18 protein-coding genes, 1 tRNA gene, 1 riboswitch and 1 other annotated feature are annotated in these 19485 nt (G+C 38.3%); of the genes, 14 read left to right on the top strand and 5 right to left on the bottom strand.

The features are described 5' to 3' along the window. Positions 1-37: 37 nt before the first annotated feature. The 5 genes from HNQ80_RS02705 to HNQ80_RS02685 all read left to right on the top strand — a co-directional run bounded on the left by HNQ80_RS02705 (position 38) and on the right by HNQ80_RS02685 (position 5040). Complete coding sequence (locus tag HNQ80_RS02705) at positions 38-553, top strand: O-acetyl-ADP-ribose deacetylase (protein ID WP_330602734.1); 516 nt, start codon at positions 38-40, stop codon at positions 551-553. 186 nt (positions 554-739) lie between these two features. Beyond that, positions 740-1258, top strand: coding sequence for a nitroreductase family protein (locus HNQ80_RS02700; protein WP_184307933.1), 519 nt, complete (start codon positions 740-742; stop codon positions 1256-1258). 174 nt (positions 1259-1432) lie between these two features. Continuing rightward, positions 1433-1690 (top strand) — a binding site (T-box leader). Between the two features lie 107 nt (positions 1691-1797). Beyond that, positions 1798-3477, top strand: coding sequence for a carbon starvation CstA family protein (locus HNQ80_RS02695; protein ID WP_184307931.1), 1680 nt, complete (start codon positions 1798-1800; stop codon positions 3475-3477). Between the two features lie 122 nt (positions 3478-3599). After that, positions 3600-3676 (top strand) — tRNA-Lys (locus tag HNQ80_RS02690). 146 nt (positions 3677-3822) lie between these two features. Beyond that, positions 3823-3915, top strand: a riboswitch (glycine riboswitch). Positions 3916-4005: 90 nt separating this feature from the next. Continuing rightward, the gene (locus HNQ80_RS02685; protein ID WP_184307929.1) at positions 4006-5040 is read left to right on the top strand and encodes a PTS sugar transporter subunit IIC; all 1035 of its coding nucleotides are present in this window, start codon (positions 4006-4008) and stop codon (positions 5038-5040) included. A gap of 119 nt (positions 5041-5159) precedes the next feature. Here the strand turns inward: HNQ80_RS02685 and HNQ80_RS02680 are convergent, their stop codons facing one another. After that, positions 5160-5543, bottom strand: coding sequence for a hypothetical protein (locus HNQ80_RS02680; RefSeq protein WP_184307927.1), 384 nt, complete (start codon positions 5541-5543; stop codon positions 5160-5162). Between the two features lie 266 nt (positions 5544-5809). Between HNQ80_RS02680 and HNQ80_RS02675 the strand changes: the two genes are divergently transcribed. Together HNQ80_RS02675 and HNQ80_RS02670 are read left to right on the top strand one after the other, a co-directional pair. After that, positions 5810-6370 (top strand): sigma-70 family RNA polymerase sigma factor, encoded by a 561-nt coding sequence (locus HNQ80_RS02675; protein ID WP_184307925.1) that lies wholly within the window; start codon positions 5810-5812, stop codon positions 6368-6370. Positions 6371-6372: 2 nt separating this feature from the next. Continuing rightward, a complete protein-coding gene (locus HNQ80_RS02670; RefSeq protein WP_184307923.1) occupies positions 6373-7344 on the top strand; it encodes a DUF4367 domain-containing protein in 972 nt (323 codons plus the stop codon). Positions 7345-7452: 108 nt separating this feature from the next. On the opposite strand, the gene HNQ80_RS02665 is transcribed toward HNQ80_RS02670, so the two are convergent. Further along, positions 7453-8100 (bottom strand): hypothetical protein, encoded by a 648-nt coding sequence (locus HNQ80_RS02665; protein WP_184307921.1) that lies wholly within the window; start codon positions 8098-8100, stop codon positions 7453-7455. A gap of 155 nt (positions 8101-8255) precedes the next feature. Then, entirely contained in the window at positions 8256-9308 is a 1053-nt protein-coding gene (locus HNQ80_RS02660) for a PocR ligand-binding domain-containing protein (protein WP_184307919.1), read from the bottom strand. Between the two features lie 576 nt (positions 9309-9884). Between HNQ80_RS02660 and HNQ80_RS02655 the strand changes: the two genes are divergently transcribed. Continuing rightward, the gene (locus HNQ80_RS02655; RefSeq protein WP_207726827.1) at positions 9885-10178 is read left to right on the top strand and encodes a hypothetical protein; all 294 of its coding nucleotides are present in this window, start codon (positions 9885-9887) and stop codon (positions 10176-10178) included. Between the two features lie 33 nt (positions 10179-10211). Here the strand turns inward: HNQ80_RS02655 and HNQ80_RS02650 are convergent, their stop codons facing one another. After that, on the bottom strand, positions 10212-10721 hold the full coding sequence (locus HNQ80_RS02650) for a hypothetical protein (protein WP_184307915.1): 510 nt from the start codon (positions 10719-10721) through the stop codon (positions 10212-10214). A gap of 146 nt (positions 10722-10867) precedes the next feature. Between HNQ80_RS02650 and HNQ80_RS02645 the strand changes: the two genes are divergently transcribed. The 6 genes from HNQ80_RS02645 (at position 10868) to HNQ80_RS02620 (ending at position 18604) form a co-directional block, all read left to right on the top strand. Continuing rightward, positions 10868-11254 (top strand): hypothetical protein, encoded by a 387-nt coding sequence (locus HNQ80_RS02645; protein WP_184307913.1) that lies wholly within the window; start codon positions 10868-10870, stop codon positions 11252-11254. Between the two features lie 115 nt (positions 11255-11369). Then, positions 11370-12266 (top strand): GNAT family N-acetyltransferase, encoded by an 897-nt coding sequence (locus HNQ80_RS02640; protein WP_184307911.1) that lies wholly within the window; start codon positions 11370-11372, stop codon positions 12264-12266. A gap of 186 nt (positions 12267-12452) precedes the next feature. After that, complete coding sequence (locus HNQ80_RS02635; protein ID WP_184307909.1) at positions 12453-13082, top strand: hypothetical protein; 630 nt, start codon at positions 12453-12455, stop codon at positions 13080-13082. A 407-nt stretch (positions 13083-13489) separates the two neighbouring features. Continuing rightward, a complete protein-coding gene (gene abc-f, locus HNQ80_RS02630; RefSeq protein ID WP_184307907.1) occupies positions 13490-15139 on the top strand; it encodes a ribosomal protection-like ABC-F family protein in 1650 nt (549 codons plus the stop codon). Positions 15140-15248: 109 nt separating this feature from the next. Further along, positions 15249-16622 (top strand): MATE family efflux transporter, encoded by a 1374-nt coding sequence (locus HNQ80_RS02625; RefSeq protein ID WP_184307905.1) that lies wholly within the window; start codon positions 15249-15251, stop codon positions 16620-16622. 257 nt (positions 16623-16879) lie between these two features. After that, entirely contained in the window at positions 16880-18604 is a 1725-nt protein-coding gene (locus HNQ80_RS02620; protein WP_184307903.1) for a methyl-accepting chemotaxis protein, read from the top strand. A 174-nt stretch (positions 18605-18778) separates the two neighbouring features. Here the strand turns inward: HNQ80_RS02620 and HNQ80_RS02615 are convergent, their stop codons facing one another. Beyond that, the gene (locus HNQ80_RS02615; RefSeq protein ID WP_184307902.1) at positions 18779-19231 is read right to left on the bottom strand and encodes a GreA/GreB family elongation factor; all 453 of its coding nucleotides are present in this window, start codon (positions 19229-19231) and stop codon (positions 18779-18781) included. Positions 19232-19485: the final 254 nt, after the last annotated feature.

Raw genomic sequence — 19485 nt, 5'->3', positions numbered from 1 at the left:
CATAAAAAGATAAGGGAAGGAAATAACAATGGGACGTATGCATATAATTTTGGATGATATAACAAAAATTAAAGCGGATGCTATTGTAAATGCCGCAAACAATACGCTCCTCGGCGGTGGAGGCGTAGACGGTGCCATACACCGGGCTGCAGGTTCGGAACTTCTCGAGGAATGCCGCAAATTGAATGGCTGCGAAACTGGAAGGGCAAAGATTACAAAAGGGTATAATCTGCCTGCAAAGTATGTCATCCATACGGTAGGCCCGGTCTGGCATGGTGGAAATGATAATGAAGACCAGCTTCTTGCAGCATGTTATCGAAATTCCTTGGAGCTTGCAATAGAGAATGGGATAAAAACAATTGCTTTTCCATCGATTAGTACAGGTGTGTACCGATTTCCTGTAAGACGTGCAGCAAAAATTGCTTTGGGAGAGATATTTAGATTTTTGAACGGAAACAGCAGCATAGATAAAGTTGTTATGGTATGTTTTGATGAGAAGACGATGGAGGCGTATGTAGAAGCATTAGATGAGATTGAGGAAAAAAGAAGGTAATTCGTGGAAATATATAAATACAGTATTTTATTAATGAAAATAGAGTGTACATAAACCACTAGGGCATTTCGTCTGCTTAAAACAGTATACTTTTTGGTACTATATTACAAAATAGTGCGTACTTGATAAAATAAGCGGGTTTATATATGATACCCATATAGATGAATATGGAAGGAGAGTATAATAATGGAATTCCTTGAATTAGCAAAGAGTCGTTATTCAGTGCGTAAGTATGACACAAGAAAAGTAGAAGAAGAGAAGTTAAGTAAGATACTTGAAGCAGGAAGAGTTGCGCCAACAGCGGCAAATTTTCAACCCCATAGCCTGATTGTTGTGGAAACTCAAGAGGGATTAGACAAACTGAAAAAATGTGCCAATGCATATGGAGCTCCCCTTGCAATTATCGTATGTGGTGATCACAACGTATCATGGAAGCGCTCCTTTGATGGGAAGGACGTATTAGATATTGATGTGAGTATTGTAACAGACCACATGATGCTGCAAGCAGCTGAACTAGGGCTAGGAACGGTGTGGATCTGCCACTTTAACCCTGAAATTTTGAGAGCAGAATTTGGTTTGCCTGAGCATATTGAAGCAGTAAATATTTTAGCCATAGGATATCCGGCGGGAGAGAAGGCATCTCCTGATAGACACAATACAGCGAGAAAATCGTTGCAGGAAATAGTGCATTACGAAAAATATTAGTTTTTTATCGAAAAATCATTGTAGGTGCAAGTGGGACGGATGAATTAAGTAAAAAACGATTAAACGAATTCAGGAGAGTAAGGATAATATTGGTTAAAATTTTATTGTCTGTTTTTTTTGAATATTGTTGACAATGGTTTTTGAGGGTGGTAAAATAAATGTCAACAGAAGACGAAAAATGCGAAGAACAGGAACAGTAATTTTGATCGATTCATTCCAGAGAGTCGTCGGGTGGTGGGAGACGATGTGAATTCCAAAATTTATATCCCCTGTGAGCAGTTAGCTGAAAGGCAATGGCCAATTAGGTGCGACCGGTTTTCTACCGTTAAAAAGAAACGTATTGCACAAGTTTTTAACGCTTGTAAGATATGATAGAGGGGTTGTTTTACAACAACAAGAGTGGTAACGCGGAGCATAGCCTTCGTCTCTTATTTTTTAGGAGATGAAGGTTTTTTTATTGCTTTTTTTCGGTCTTCTGTTGAAAATGTGGACGGTTCCGTCACAATCTTAACAAAAATTTTGAAAGGAGAGAAAGTTAAATGAATGGTGTAGTAATGATGGTAATGGCAATTATTATTTTAGGCGGAGCATATCTTACCTATGGTAGATGGCTTGCAAAAACCTGGGGGATTGATCCCAATGCAAAAACTCCTGCATATGAGATGCAGGATGGTGTAGATTATGTACCGGCAAAATCTGGCGTCGTGTTTGGTCATCAGTTTGCATCGATTGCAGGGGCAGGGCCGATTAATGGACCAATTATTGCCGCAATGTTTGGCTGGGTTCCCGTGCTTTTATGGATTCTTATTGGAGGAATTTTCTTTGGGGCAGTACAGGATTTTGCAGCAATGTATGCTTCCGTTAAAAACAAAGGACGTAGTGTAGGATATATCATTGAACTCTATATTGGTAAAACAGGTAAGAGACTTTTCCTACTTTTTGTATGGTTATTCTCTATTCTGGTTGTTGCTGCTTTTGCAGATATCGTTGCAGGTACCTTTAATGGTTTTACTGCTGAAGGGGCATTGAACGTAGCAAATGGATCGACTGCCACAACATCCCTGTTGTTCATTGTAGCTGCAGTGACCTTTGGACTTTTTACCTACTACAAGAAGCCATCTTCTTTAGTTGCCAATATTGTAGGGATTGGACTTTTAGTTGCTTCCATTGTACTGGGATTGGCTTTCCCAATATATGTTGTTAAAACTGCATGGCTCTATTTTGTATTTGCGTATGTATTCGTTGCATCCGTTACCCCTGTGTGGGCATTGCTTCAACCAAGGGATTATTTAAATTCTTTCTTATTGGTTGCTATGATGGCTTGTGCAGTTGTAGGAGTAATTGTTGCGAATCCGACAATCCATCTTCCTGCATTTTCAGGATTTAATGTAAACGGGCAAATGATGTTTCCTGTATTGTTTGTCACGATTGCATGTGGTGCAGTTTCAGGCTTCCATGCATTGGTTGCATCGGGAACAAGTTCTAAACAAATTCAAAATGAAAAGGACATGCTGCCTATTTCTTTTGGAGCGATGTTGCTTGAATGTGTACTTGCTGTAATTGCGTTAATTACTGTAGGTGCATTGGCAGTAGGGGGAAAACTTCCACAGGGTACGCCACCAACCATTTTTGCGCAAGCGATTTCTGGGTTCCTCAGTGTTCTAGGCCTTCCAGAAACGGCGACTTTTACAATCATTACCCTTGCAGTGTCTGCCTTTGCATTAACATCGCTGGATTCTGTGGCTCGAGTAGGACGCCTTTCCTTCCAAGAATTGTTTTTGGATGATGAAATCGATGAAAAAAATAAGTCTATTGTGTATACAGTATTCACCAATAAATATTTTGCAACGGCGATTACTTTATTCCTAGGATATTTGCTTGCAGTGGTGGGATATCAAAATATTTGGCCTTTGTTCGGGTCAGCAAATCAGCTGCTTTCTGCCCTTGCATTAATTGCATTGGCAGTATTCCTAAAAAAGACAAATCGTAAAGGCTTTATGCTATGGGCGCCAATGGTCATCATGCTTGCAGTAACATTTACAGCCCTTGGCCAAACAATCTTTAAAATTTACAATAAGTTGTTTGTTAGCAATGACTTTGTAATTCAGAGTGATGGACTGCAGCTTGTATTTGCAGTACTTCTGGTTGGTCTCGGTTTCATGGTGGCGATTTCTGGTTTTAAGAAGATTGTTGAGAAGAAAAAGATGGTCGAAGCATAGCGTATCTTTTCAGGAAGAATCAAAAAAATCTATAGAGAAAATAGAATGATAGAAAAAATTTAATTATATGGACGAAAAAGTTTTTAAAGAGTAATATGATCATATAAGAAATATATAGTTGTACTCCATTAGCTCAGCTGGCTAGAGCACCTGACTCTTAATCAGGGGGTCCAGGGTTCGAATCCCTGATGGAGTACCAAAATCTTCTTTTTCTGTTTGAGAAAAGAAACAACTGAATAGGTGGTTGAGAATCATTGGAGATATTCTAGAGGGATGACCGTAGAAGCAAGAAATAGATTTTGCGCATAATCTATTTTGAAACTTTCAGGTAATAATACAATGATTTGACACAACCCTGGAGAGATCCAAAGAACGGGACATCGAAGGAGTAACTTACGGCGTAAGGAAGCTTTCAGATAAAAGGACAGGGAGTAAAGCAGCATAGAATTTTCTATGCTGCTTTACTCCCTGTCCTTTTTTGCCCATATCTTGGGAATTTATTATGAATATTCTATTGGAGGGATTGTAATGTTAGAGATTGTAAAAGGAATGGGCTTATTGTTGTTGGTATTGATTGTATTTTCAGGATTTAGCTTGAAGGCACCAAAAGGAGATAGAGCAATGTCTGGCCTTGCGGGTGCTGCAGTCGCGACATTTTTAGTAGAAGCCATCCATAAATATATCAGCGGAGATTTTCTACACTTTCAATTCTTAGGAGAGGTGGGCAATGCTTCAGGGAGCATGGGGGGGCCGATTGCGACAATTCTTGTAGCAATCCATATGGGTGTAAATCCCGTTTATGCCGTAGTGGCAGGTGCAGCAGTAGCAAAGGTGGGCATATTGCCAGGATTTGTGGCAGGATACATGGTAGGACTGTTTGGACCTATATTAGAAAAAAAGCTTCTGAAAGGGGTAGATATCATTGCAGGAGCGCTCATTATTGCTCCAGTCTCCAGATGGATTGCAGTGATGGTTACACCGATCGTGAATAATACACTTTTAAGTATAGGGAATATGATTGCTGTGGCAGCGGATCAATCTCCTTATATCATGGGATTTTTGCTAGGCGGAATTATTAAGGTGATATGCACATCTCCGTTGAGCTCTATGGCACTAACGGCAATGCTGGGATTACAGGGGTTAGCCATGGGAATAGCTGCCATTGCCAGCTTTGGGGGAGCGTTTACCAATGGTGTTGTCTTTAAGAAACTGAAAATAGGAGATTCCAGTAATGTGATTGCAGTGATGCTAGAACCTCTCACACAGGCAGATATTGTTACGAAAAACGCGTTTCCTATATACTTTTCTGATTTTATTGGTGGTGGTTTGGCGGGTATCGCAGCAGCATATTTTAGAATCATCAACAATGCACCAGGAACAGCCTCACCCATTCCTGGGTTACTGGCGCCCTTTGGATTTAATTCACCGTTGAAAGTAGTGATGGCCCTAGGTTTTGCTGCGGTAGGAGGCGTAATGGGCGGTTTTCTAGGGACAATGATTTATAGATATATAAAGAGTAGGAGGATAGAGCTATCCAGGAAGAAGATCGTTGTAGAGCAATAATGGGAATTGAAATCTAAACGATAGATAGGCAGTAAAACAGTTCCTGCACCAACACATGCAGGAGCTGTTTTACTGCCTATATTTATTTTGATTCTGTCCAGAATAAAACGGAACTTTCATTAAATACAATGAACTTCATAATACAGAGAATCAATTTCTATGCGGATAGGTTTGATAAACTGTACAGGATAGAAGTGTTGATAACGAACGAGATCACGAGGACGATATTCTATGTTTGCATCTTCAGTAATTCCTAAATAGGGTTCAAATCGAATATGTTGCCCTGGTTTGGCAGGGATGTAAAAATTAGAACTATAGGCAATGTTCTGGTGGGTAGAATTGTATGAGGAATAACTTAAGATAAAATGAATTTTCCACTGTTCACCTTCTAAAGGCTCGGAACCGGCAAAGATTAGTTTGTAATTGCCGCTTCTAATGTTTGAATGAAGGATCTTAGCTCCAATGTAACCTTGTCTTGTCCATATAGGACTCTTTTGACTCATAATATTTCCCCCTTTGTATAGAAACCGATGGATTGTATTTCACATGAGGATGCTTAGATCGTTAAACTTGTTGGATCGTGAATGTAGCTGTAACCTATTCAGAATATTGCATCTATGTCAGAATTATGTTGCTTGACAGAAGAATATGCCTAAGATATAAAAAAACTATATTTTAGAATCTATGTAATGAAATAACGAACTTGACGTATTAACATATGAAAGACTTAGCTAAGGGAAATGATTCAAGAGAGGAGGGATATAAACCGATGCAGCAGTTTGCGGGGTGTAATTCCTTAGGGAATAAAGAAATCCAAGAAAATCACTGTATGGAGGAAGAGGCTGCGTATATTTTTGAAACCTATTACAAAAGGGTCTACAACTATATATATTATCGTGTAAGCTGTCGCTATACAGCAGAAGATTTAGCCAGTCAGGTCTTCGAAAAGATTATGTTAAAAATCAATACATATTCTGGAGGCAAAGCACCATTTGAAGTATGGTTATTTGCTATCGTTAGAAATGTAGTAAATGACTACTTCAGAAGCCAGAAAAAGAATAAACTATTCTCCATCGATACGCTCAAGGAATTTATATCAAGAGAAAAAACACCTGAAACCATAATCGTCGCAGCAGAAACGAATGACAAACTTTTGCAGGCTTTGGATACCTTGGATGTAAGGGAGCGGAATATGATTGCCCTTAAGTTTGGTGCAGATCTAAAAAATAGGGAAATCGCAGAGGTGTTAGATATTACAGAAAGCAATGTTGGAGTAATCCTATATCGCGCAATGAGGAAGTTAAAAAAGGAGATAGAAAGTGAGGGCTAGATATGATTAAAAAAAATATAGAAAACAAATTTACTATAGAATTAGATGCCTATCTAAAAGGGATAAAAGAGTATGATGCGTCACAAGCGGAAGAATGCAAGGAACTTTTAGAATTAGGTAAGACTTTGACAGATAAAGATTTTAGCAAAGACAGCGATAAGGAAGCTGTGTTTAATAAAACACTACAAAATCTCAATGAGTATAAGGAGAACAATATGATAAAAAAATTAAATATAATCAAAGGGACTGGGATTGCAGCAGCATCATTAGTGCTTGTATGTATAATGGGTATTTCTATCATGCAGACATCCTTTGCCCAGGATTTTGCGGAAAAAGTGAGAAATGTAATATCCCTTGGACATATAACGATTATGCAGACAGAGACGCCCAAGACAGAAACCGTTCCTGTTCCAAAAGAACTGAAAGGGAAAATTTTTGATAAAGATGGAAAGCCGATAGATGTGTTTTCAAAAGAAAGCGCTAGGAAAATGTATACGGCTGAGGGAGAAGAAATTGCTTATTTGACAAATGGTGAAATCGTAACCGTATCACAGGATAAAAAAATGCGGCAAGAAGGGATACTAGAAATAAAGGATCCTAAAGAATTAAACAAGTATACCTGCTTTCAAGTGAATCTTCCTAGCTACTTACCAGTCGGGTATAAATTTGATCGAGCAGAATTGTACAAAGATGAGAAGGGTCTTGTAAATAATAGTAAATACATTGGTTTGATATTTACCAATGAAGAAACAGGAAAATACATCTACATGCAGCAAAGATTTGCCGATGAGGAAACAGCCTATGGGATGGCAACAGATGGCAAAATCGAACAAGTAAAAATTAATGGGATAGATGCTATTATATCTGATGGTAGAAGTATTGATTGGGAAGCGGATAATGTTCTTTACATGTTATCAGGAAGAGGCGAAATTTCAAAAAGTGAACTAATAAAGATTGCAGCGTCCATAAAATAATTTAATTTTGTGCTTTGATAGTGGATAAAGATACTTACTTTTACTTATTCAATGGTATCTGCTCGCGTTTATAGGCTAAAAGCGATCTCGAATATTTTTCTAACTTGATTAAGTAAAATAGGCCAACTTGATGATATCTTTTGGCCGCCTATGATTCCAAAGCAAATCCAAATCGATCTCCCGATATTCACCATAGGTTGATACGGAAATACAATATTTGCCATCCTCAGGATTCAGCCTCAAATGAGTGATCGTCATCCAATGCCACGCGTACTCTTCAAATTCCTTTACTGGATGTGTAAGGACTAAAATGGCAACAGGGAGTTTTAGAGATAACGCTTGGTTAATAAAATTTATGGCGTCCTGCATACTGGCAGCATCTTCATCTAGAATATGAGGTGCTAAAGATACACCTCTGCTTTGTGCAAAAGATAAAACATTGTTAGAAAACTGGTGAACAGAGGTAAGCCCAAATATTCCTGGCTTTACATATTTACGAATCTCAACCATATGCTCCATGAAATCCTTTTTGTTGAGCACACCTTTGAAAGGATATAGATTACTAAATTTATCTGGAAAGGTTTGTGATAAATATGCAGTGATATTGGCTGCGGCAACGGGACCACAACCGCTAAGCTGATGGTTTTTTTTTGAAAACCAGTACTGGTTTCCCCCATAATGTATAATTTCAGCATCATAAATTGAAAGCTGAATCTCCTCAAGGCGAGAATAGCTGGATGTAATAAAATTTTCCATGGTTATCACCTCTCCATTCTATATCCAGAGCAATCGTGTAAGCATATATTAATTATATCGATTTTAGGAACGTGTGTATATAAAAAGGGAGGATATGAGCATTGATAAATCTGTGCTATATTCTCCCGTATATCTACATTTAATAAAAGAATCAATTATTCCTCAATTTTTGTTTTCATTGTTTTCGTCATTTCCTGAAGGGTTTTTGAAAATCTCTCCATTTCTTTTATTCCTACTGCAATTTCTTCCATTGTTTTTGTGTGGTTTTCTATTACTTCACCTGTAGTATTGATGCCGGACTCAATAGACTTCATAGAAGCCTGTACACTTTTTAAAATGTTCTCAATTTTTCCAGCAGAATCAACACTAATGGTAGCCAACTTTCTAACTTCCTCTGCAACCACTGCAAAACCTCTACCATGCTCTCCGGCTCGAGCAGCTTCAATGGCAGCATTTAAACCCAATAGGTTGGTTTGTCCAGCAACATTTCTTATAAATCCTAGAATCGCGTCTGTTTCCATAACCTTTTCCTTTGAGGTTGCAGATGCTTCTAATAAGCCATTGAATGTACTAAATAGGAATTCTATTTGGGAGGAAACGTTTGCAAATTCGTTTGATAAAAGTTTAATTTTATCAAACATCTCACTGGATAGCGTCTCTAGGTCATTAGAGGAATGAAGAATTTGATTTCTCTGAAATCCTATTTTTGATAAGGCATTGGCAACGATATAAAGCAGTTGAGCTGCCGCTTTGATGCTTTCCTCTGGCACGACTCTGATTTTTTTTAAGGCAGAGATATATTGATCAGGATCTACGCCAATATCTTCTGCAATCTTTCTAAATTTCTCTTCATCGGGAGGTGCAGGCAATACCTGTCCACCTAACATTGCGCCAACCTGCTCTCCATCAATAATAATAGGCGCTGCAAAATCCATTAATCCCGCATGGCAGTGATATATTGCAGGCTTTCCCGTTTTAGCAGCTTCTTTTCCACCAGTAATATCACAGTGATTGCAAAGGGACAATCCTTTATTTGTTTTTCTCGTCAATTCCATGCAGAATTCTGTAAAATTGCTGGGCTTTGTTACAGGGCCTACTTCATCTACTGTAAGGCTGGCCATTCCCATAGCTTTTGCAAAGGTATCTTGGAACTGCTGCAATAAATCTAAATCAAGTACATCCTTTAATTTTAGCTTTTCCTGTCCCATAGGTTTCCCTCCTAAAAATGAGTCGTCATGCAGATATAATAAATATTCAACAAAATATGACAAATTCCTCCATAAATAAATCAATTTTTTGAATAATATGATATTTTCATTGAATAGATATTGTATTAAACGGTTGGGAGCCTCAGGTATAAAACACATGGATTTGTGAAACGGTATAAAACGGGTTTTTTGAAAAAAATCAACCATCTTAGAAAAAATTTTTTTGAAATTATTTTTATGATTGGTTGATTTTTGATGCCTTTTCTCCGTTTTATTTAGAGTAAGGCAAAGCGAACAGGATAGAGAGTGAAAGCCTAGCAAAATATAAAAATTAAAATGAACTTGAAGCAAAATTGGATGGAAAGATGTATCTCTATACGGATGGCACTCAAAGAGTTAGCCTTTCTTGTGGATGGAGTGGGTCTAGCATTTATAATGATAAAATCAGGCGTATAACAGGAGAACTAAATATGGTTCCTAAGAATGTCCCAAGCGATTTTAATCGTATGGGACAAGCTGGATCACTAGGAATGATGCGTTCTTACTTTAAAAGTACAAAATTCTCTAATCTTTGTCTTGTCTATAAAAATGGGAATATCTATACTGGAACTTGAAGAAGCAGAGACTGCTGGTGTTGATTTGCAGTTATCGGGGCATACCCACAAAGGACAGATTTTTCCATTTAATCTTATTACAAGCAGAGTCTTCAAAATTGACTATGGACATCTTGAAACGGGAAGCTTACAGATAATTGTATCAAGCGGGGCAGGTGCATGGGGTCCTCCTGTACGCATAGGCAGTGTACCGGAAGTGGCTGATATAACGGTGGGCTTCTTAAAAAATAACTTCACAAGGAAGGGGGAAGCATAGAATCCTTCTTATAGGCGCAGACTCTCGAGTCGTTTACTTTGGATAGGTGCGAGGATATATACTTTTGTTGTAATAGACGGAATAGAACCCCAAAGCACTCATTAAACTTAAGCAATAGGCTACGATGGAGTATGCTATGCCCCATTTTGATTCATGGTATTCAAGAAACCCTAATTTTATAGCAATCAACTCGATTCCTGTAGCTAGTGCTGCGAAGGCTAAGATAATAAGGCATTTTCCCCATCGGCTCTTGGGAAGGAATCTTATCAATAATAACCCTATAGAAAAAAAAGGCCCGATAATGAGAAATAAATCTAATTCACCGATGTGAATCATGATAAAACGTTCTACCCAAAACTTGTGATGAAGGAAAAAAGATTCTAAGACAGCGCCGACGATCATGGTCCAGATGCCAACAGGAAGGGCATGAAAGAATTCTCGGAGAGAACAAGAGAAAAAGATTACCAGCCAAGTGAGTATTGCCAGTATTAGCCATGGAAGATTGTAGGAATCTAAAAACTTTATAATTATATGTAAAGACAATATGATCACTCCTCAGTTGATATATTGTATATTATTCCACAAAATCAAAAATGATATATAATGGAATCAGTTGAAGGATAAAGCGCAATAGGAAGGCGGGCATTTATCATTCGCAAGAAGCTTTATAAATACGGGAGGTAAGCAAATTGAAAATTTTAATTAATAAAATCAGCAGGATGACGGAGGATATCATTGTTGATTTTTCAATGGAATTTGGTAGTGGAAAAGCTGCTTGGAATGGATATCGCAAGCCAGAACAAGGGAAGCAGTATAATGTTGAATATGATATCACTGACCCATTAAGATGGGAAAAAGATGTGGTTTTGAGCAAAGAAAAGAACTTTAAGATCTTTATGAAGCAAGGAACCACCTTTATTACGGGAATTTTAGAAAAGGTTTATAATGATGGTGTTGCAGATTTACGATTTGGGAAGAGTATCATTCAATTGGAGATACAAGGCAAGAATATACCAAAAGGGCAGTATGTCGAAGTAAAAGCAGATAGCCTTGAAGTGTATGATGTAAATTATTAGAAGCTTGTTTCTAATTTGAAAATTAGCAGTTGTCCTATACTATAGTAGATGCAGAAAATGTAAGAATTACGTTGGGGAATGGAGATAATAACTTCAAACAAAGGGGGAAAAATATATGAGAGTCGAAGCTTTGAAAAAAGAGAGGATCGCTGACTTTATAAAATATTGCAAAAGCCATAGAGACGAACTGGACGATTCATTCCTATATGACGAAGATTTAAAAAATTTTGAACCGAATGATGAAAATCCTACGTATATAGCCATTAACGGGCAGGGTCAACTCATAGGAGCAGCCTCACTTATCATTGATGAGTATAATAAAAGAGGGAAAAAGGGACGATTTAGAATATTTCATGCTGAGGTTGAGAATATTCAGTGCTATCGTATGCTGATACAGGAGATTTTGAAGCATACAGAAGGCTTGGACAAGGTTTTTCTATTTGTGCAACTGACGAACAGCAAGCTGATGGCTGTGATGGAGGAATTGAAATTTAATGTAGAGAGATACTCTTTCCTGCTTATAAGAGAGGATTTGGAAATATCAGAGGCCTGTTTGCCAGAATCTTACCAAATCAGACCATTTAGGGCAGGAAGGGATGAAGAGATTTGGTGTAAGGTAAGAAATGAAGGCTTTGCAAAGCTTCAGGGAAGTGAAACGCCTGTCACGCCGGAAATGGTTACAAAGATGATCTCTGGCGAGGACTACATAGAAGGTGGTTTGATGATATTATACCATAAGGAAAAGCCTGTGGGCGTAGTGAGAGGTGCGAAAGACGAGTATGAAGGCAAATCAATCATGAATATTGGTCCTCTCGCTATCATACCAGAATACCAAGGCAAAGGTTTAGGAAGATGGCTATTAAGAACTTCATTGGGGTTTGCCAAGGAAAAAGGCTATGACAGAACAATACTTTGTGTAAATGCTGAGAATGAAAGAGCAAAGTCATTATATATTCAAGAGGGATTTAAACAGGTTGAGGCAGTTGTATGCTATAAATATGATTTGAAATAATTGAAGCAATTGATGATGAAGAGCAATGTTAGAAATTGCCAAATGGATAAGGCATCAACGGGATTCGATCTATGGTTAGAAAAATAAACGGTACAGGTGCAGGAACTTTCTTTCTTATAAAGTCGTCTAATCTGTAAGATAGAGCTTATAGAGCTATGACCTATTTGAAAGGGGATGCAGAGCGGGATGAAAAAAAGATATATCATTGCTTTAACGATATGTATATTTCTTATGGTGCCTCAAGTGGCAAAGGCGTGCTGGGCATATCTTACGGTGGATGAATTGGTAGAACAATCTGATGTGATTTTGATCGGAGAGATTGTTGAGCGTTTAGAAGGATCAATAAAGAAAGAAGATATGCATTATGCGAAGTGGCGTGTAAAGGCATATTATTATATTAAAGGGGAGATGAATGATTCTGAAATGATTGTAGGTACTCCAAATGGAGGAACGAGCATAGACTATGACTTAAATGCCAATGGAAATCAAGTACTCCTATTCTTGAAAAAAGATGGAATCCATTATTTTCCCCATTCACCCCAGGCTATGGTGGGCATAACCTTTGATAAAGAAAAGATACAAGGCGAAAAGAAAATATCAGGGGAAGAATTAGTGAAATTGATTGATATCAACGGTCAAAATATGAACCCTGAAGACCGAGGAAAACTGGAAACCTATTTGTCAACCAGAGAGGCGATTCAGGGTATAGATTGGACTGCAGCGAATAGTGGCGTTCAGAAGAATATTACGATGATGGGTGGATTCGCCTTGATTGGTGCATCTGGCATAATATTTTTAATCGCAAGAAAGAAGTAATCCTTTGGAGCCTTGTTAGAAGTTGACAGGAAGGCGCGTAGTGCTTATAATAATGTTGAATAGAAACAAATTTTAAGAAAGGGCAGGGTATTGGCAGAAATGAAGATATAATTCACTTCAAGTATTTATCTAAAATGAAAATCCATATAGCATCTTATGCAAAGGTTTTTTTGTCATGGATTTTATCTAAACTTGTGAGTGGATAGTGTTTTTGTAACTGTTGATAGCTTGTAGAAATCATATTTCATAACCTTAACGGGTCTTCGGAATCTCGCTGTGTAAATGAACTTTTTTATTTTGCAGCCTGGGATTTTGTTATGGCGCGCAAGGATGTGATATTGTTATGACGCGCAAGGATGTGATATTGTTATGACGCTATCCCTCCAGATTACAAGGAGGGTTTTTTTATGCTGTTAATAGAGTGTAGCAATGTGAAGAAATATTTTGGAGATAGATTAGTATTATCGGTAGAAAATTTAAAGATTTATTCCGAGGATAGAATCGGGATTATAGGTGTAAATGGTGTAGGGAAAACCACATTGATGAATATACTCAGCCAAAGATTAGCTCCTGATGAAGGATGGGTTAAGCTGTATGGAAACTGCGGTTATATCTCACAGTTGGAACAGCCGGAACATAGGATTATAGGTGCTGAAATGGCTTCTAGATTTAAGGTTCCAGAAGTTTGGCATGAGTATATGAGCGGAGGCGAGAAGACTAGATTTAAGCTTGCCCAAAGCTTAAATGATGAGAATCTATTGATCTTTGCAGATGAACCCACCAGCAATGTGGATATGGAAGGCATTGCGTTGATGGAGGCTAGGCTTGCAGAATACAAAGGGGCTCTAATTCTCATATCCCACGACCGAGACTTTCTAGATAAGTTATGCAACAAGATCGTAGAGGTTGAGGATGGCAAAATCAAAGTATATAATGGTAACTTTAGTGATTATCATGGGCAGAAGATGAAAGAGAGAGACAGGCTTCAGTTTGAATATGAACAGTATGTAAAAGAAAAAAAACATCTAGAAGAAGCCATTGATCATACAAAGGAAAAAATAAAAGGTATGAGAAAGACTCCAAAAAGGATGGGGAATTCAGAGGCTAGACTCCATAAGATGGGAAACCAGAAGGCAAAGGCAAATCTAGACAAAGCAGTGAAAAGTATTGAGTCAAGAATCGAACAGCTAGAGGTGAAGGAGAAGCCGAAAAAACAAGAGCGAATGAAACTGGATGTAGAGGATGTGAAGAAACTCTACAGCAAAGTCATTATAGAAGGGCAAAATATAAGCAAAGACTTTGGGGAGAAGGTTATATTTAAGAATGCTGAGTTTAGCATTTATAATGGTACAAAGGTGGCACTGATCGGACCAAATGGGTGTGGGAAAAGCACCTTGATCAAAATGATCATGAATAGGGATCATAACATAAGAATAGCTCAAGGTGCGAAGATAGGGTATTTTAGCCAGGACTTGGGTATTCTGGAGGAAGAATGCACGATTATTGAGAATGTTATGAAAACCAGTATATATCAAGAGACATTTGTCAGGATACTGTTGGCAAGACTGTTATTTACAGGAGAAGCTGTTTATAAAAAGGTACGGGTATTAAGTGGCGGAGAGCGAGTAAAAGTTGCTTTTGCTAAGATACTGGTGCAAGATATAAATCTTCTCATATTGGATGAGCCTACCAATTATATGGACATTAACTCCCTTGAAGTAATAGAGGAAGCTCTTCGAGAATATGATAGGACCTTGTTGGTTGTTTCCCATGACAGGAGGTTTGTAAGTGCTGTGGCAGATCGTATCATGACCATAGAAAACCAAAAGATAAAGATGTTTGCAGGAAGTTATCAGGAGTATCTAGAAAGTCTGAATAGATGCCTGGATGACCAAGAGGAAAGTGAAAAACAGATTTGTGTACTGGAGAATCGACTCTCAGAAATCGTAGGGAGGTTATCCATGCCCTCCAAGAAAGATGATATCGCAGCACTAGATAAGGAGTATTATGAAGTATTGGGAGAAATCAATAGGCTGAAGGCAAGCAATAAGAAATAAATGTGATAAAAAGTTAATATGAAAAAATGAAAGAGATGCTATATAATAGAAGTTGTTGGAAATAACAGGATGCGACATAAATCTATGAAGAAGGGAAACCAAAAACCAGATGGGATCAAATAGACTTACAGAAGGAAGTATATGGCGGGCGTTGGTAAGATTGTCATTGCCTATCATGAGTACGTCCTTTGTACAGATGGCGTACAACATGACGGACATGATATGGATCGGGAGAATAGGAAGCAAGGCTGTTGCTGGTGTTGGAACCGCAGGATTTTTTACATGGTTGGCCATGGCGTTTATATTAATTCCCAAAATAGGGGCAGAGGTTGGAGTAGCACAATCCACAGGAAAAAAGGATGTTGCAGCTACGAAGGCCCATATTGTTCATGCATTGCAAATTGGCATCTTCTTGGCCTTTTTGTACAGCATACCCCTTATTCTATTTAAGAACCAACTTATTGGATTTTTTAATTTGGGAGATACAGAAGTGATCAGTATGGCAGAGACATATTTGGTTATTACTGCCTTCGGAATGATTTTTAACTTTATGAATCCTGTATTTACTGCCATTCTCAATGGATATGGCAATAGTAGTACCCCCTTTTATATCAATGTAATCGGATTGGTCGTCAATATGGTCCTTGATCCGGTTCTTATCCTAGGCGTAGGGCCATTCCCTGCCATGGGTGTGGCGGGGGCAGCGATTGCCACGGTGGGAGCTCAGTTCTTGGTGATGCTGGTGTTTTTGTTTAGGATTAAAAAGATCATGCCTTTGTTCAAGGAAATCAATATTGCGCAAAAGCCTGACCGAGAAAAGGTTATATCCATATTTAAGCTAGGCATTCCTGCGGCTCTTCAAAGTGGGTGTTTTACGATTTTTGCCATGATTATTGCAAGAATTATTGCCCAATGGGGACCTGTGGCCATCGCAGTACAGAAAATAGGCTCCCAAATTGAAGCGGTTTCGTGGATGACTGCAGGTGGATTTTCTACGGCTTTAAGTGCGTTTGTAGGTCAAAACTATGGGGCAGGAAAGCATGAGAGAATATATCGGGGTTACTTTGTCGCCATGGGAATCGTGGGGGCCATAGGTGTGCTTACAACAGTTCTTTTGATATTTGGAGCCAAGCCAATCTTTTCAAGATTTATTGATGAACAGGAAGCCATAACGTACGGTGTTGTTTATCTTAAAATATTGGGTATATCACAGTTTTTCATGTGCATGGAAATCGCTACGGCTGGTGCATTTAATGGATTGGGAAAAACAGTACCGCCAGCCATTATTGGTATCTTGTTGAATGCCCTTCGAATTCCAGCGGCGTTAATCTTATCGAATGAGAATCTGCTGGGCTTGAACGGCGTATGGTGGAGTATCAGTATAAGTAGTATATTGAAGGGAATTATACTGACCACATGGTTTGCCCTATATCTCGGAAAAAATTATAGGGTAGTCAATGTGGAGGCAAAGTATAGTGGATGATCTCACTATAATTAGCATAGAATGAATTTATAAAGTGTGAAGGAAACTCATCAGGTTTGCATATTCTGCGATGCAATCTGGTGAGTTTTTATATTTTGTAGAAACAGACTTCTACGTCCGTTACGAAATCCTACCCAAAATAAATCTATATATTTAAGCTACATTTAAGGTTTGGTTTGTAGAATAGTATCAGACAATAGGACATGGGAGAATGAAAGTTAGACTATGTTCATATAAGGACATAAGGAGGGAATCATATGAGACTTTTTAGAGACATGAAACTAGGATTAAAGATTGGACTGCTCTCATTAAGCTTTTTTACTTTTCTGATTGCTATTGGAGCTGCTTCCATTCAACAGGTATCCAGTGTGAATACCAAATTAATGGAATTGAATGATGATAGACTAGTGCCCATTGTGAAACTCGAGAGTATAAAGTCGGATATTGAATACATACGTGCCCAATCAAATTCACTGCTAGATGCAGGGAACGATGATAGTATAAAAAAGCCTGTACAAGAAGATATCGAAGCTCGGGCTGCTGAGGCTACACAAAAAATGGAAGATTATAAAAATCAAGAGGAATATACAGACCTAATACAAACCTATAATGATTTTATGGCAGCAAAAGATGCTTTTATAAAAGGAAATGGAGTAGGAACAGCTGGAACTATAGGTACGGATGAAAGCGCTGGAACGCCTCCGAGTGAGATGCTAAACTATGATGCAGCAAGAAAAACCGTTATTGCAGCTTTCGATGAAATGATAGAAAAGCAAGTAGTCAATGCGAAGGCAACCTATGATGAGAGTGAAGCGGTTTATAAGCGTACAATCATATCCATCATCTCTTTGGTGGTACTCTGTGGCGTCATTACCCTTATTCTATCTATGATCATTACAAAATCTGTGGTATTTCCAGTGAGAAGAGTTACAGAGAAGTTAAAGGAAATCGCCAGTAGTGGTGGAGATTTAACCCAAAGGATAGACTATGAAGGTAAAGATGAAATAGGAGAACTTAGCAGCAGCTTTGACCTATTCGTGGACAAACTGCAAACAATTATTCAAGAGATAACAGCCTCTGCTGATGTCATAGCAACTTCAAGCGTGGAGTTAAGCACGGCTACAGGGGTAACAACTCAATCCTTAGAAGAGATTTCTAATACTGTTGTCGAGATCGCTTCTAGCAGTTCATCGGGAGCCGCTGCTGCAGAGGAAACTACAGTAAGTTTAGCAGAGGTAGCAAGTTTTTCTGAAGCTACGGCTTTTGCCAGTAAGAATACTACCCTCAATAGCAAGAAGGCGAAGGAAATTGCAGAAGAAGGAGCGCAACAGATATCGGAGGTAGTATCTTCCATAGCGGATATTGCTGATTCTTCAAAAGAGGTATCATCGATGATTAAGGCCCTGGATGAGTCTTCAAGAAAGATTGGTGATATTATTCAAATCATTACTTCCATAGCGGATCAAACAAACCTGCTGGCTCTAAATGCTGCGATAGAGGCTGCCCGTGCAGGAGAGGCAGGAAGGGGATTCGATGTAGTGGCAGAGGAGATCCGAAAGTTGGCGGATGCCAGTAAGAATGCTGCCAGTGAGATTGGGGAACTGGTAAAGGAAAATCAATTGAGATCAACTTCAGCAGTAAAATCAGTGGATATAGTGGAGGAAAAAGTATCTTTAGGGGTAGATAAAGCATCGGAGGTAGGTCAAAGTATCACCAATATTATCGAGAACATTCAAATCATCGTAAGCCAAATAGAAAAAATTGACCAGGCAAATGAAAAACAGGCGTCCAGCACAAAGGAAATGGAGACGGTGATAAGAAGTATGACAGTCACATCCAATGAAATTGCAGAAGGAACAGAAAACATAAGTGCCAGTATAGAAGAGCAGCTGAGTACTATGATTGAAATTGAGAGTACAACGGAACAACTGTCAGAGATGGCAAAGCGACTGTGCCAGTTAACTTCAGGATTCATCGTGTGAAAATTTGATCACGAATGCTCTAAAGGATCTAGTCCTTTTTTATAAGTTATGACTTGCATTATTTTTCAAATAAAGATATTAGAAATCCTAATATTAGGATTTCTAATACCTTTTGATTGTCAAGCATATAGGATAATGTAAAAACTATAGGGCTTTTTCGTGAAATACGCTTAATTAAGGAAAGCGAAAGGATTTTATGCGGTATTCAAGTATGCCAGTAGGTGTTTCTATTATGGTCTTATCTCCAATCTTTTTTAGAAGTAGTGCTTTTCCGATGGGGGAAAGATAGGATGCAAAGTCCTCGTCTATGTGAAAATCTTTGTTTCCCAAAAATGGTGATATGATGCGGTAATTGGTAATTTCATTTCTTCTCATATCTTCAACTTCCACAATGTTGCCGATGGTTGAAAAGGGTATGGCGGTAAGGGGGTCTTCACTAATGCTTGTATTTTGAATAAAGTTATCGATATAGGATATATAGTTTTCCACAAACTCAGTAAACTCACCTCTTTTTGCAGGTTCATTGGCATAATAAACCTCCGATACATAATTCTTTTCTTCCTCGATGGAGATTAGGTGCCTTAGAAGATATTCATGGGCCTCCTTTGATAGTACTTTTTTTGTCATGATTCAAATTCTCCTTTCTAAATACATTAAATGGTAAATGGATATATATGGAACAAGGCAACCCACGAAAATTCGTGAATTGCCTATAAGATACATTTACCATAAATGTAATCATTTGTAAATACCTTTATACTTATCTATCGGTAATAAATCATTAAATAAATAGTATCTGATGGTCCGATAGAAGAAAGTTGCCTATCGGAAATTTGTTTTTTCTAGGAGGGCGGTCAGCAAAGCTGTTATTTGCTGGACAC

It is taken from the genome of Anaerosolibacter carboniphilus (genome assembly GCF_014205875.1).
GTDB lineage: Bacteria > Bacillota > Clostridia > Peptostreptococcales > Thermotaleaceae > Anaerosolibacter > Anaerosolibacter carboniphilus.
Note: the sequence above shows the minus strand (reverse complement) of the source record. Positions and strands in the feature narration are given on the sequence as shown.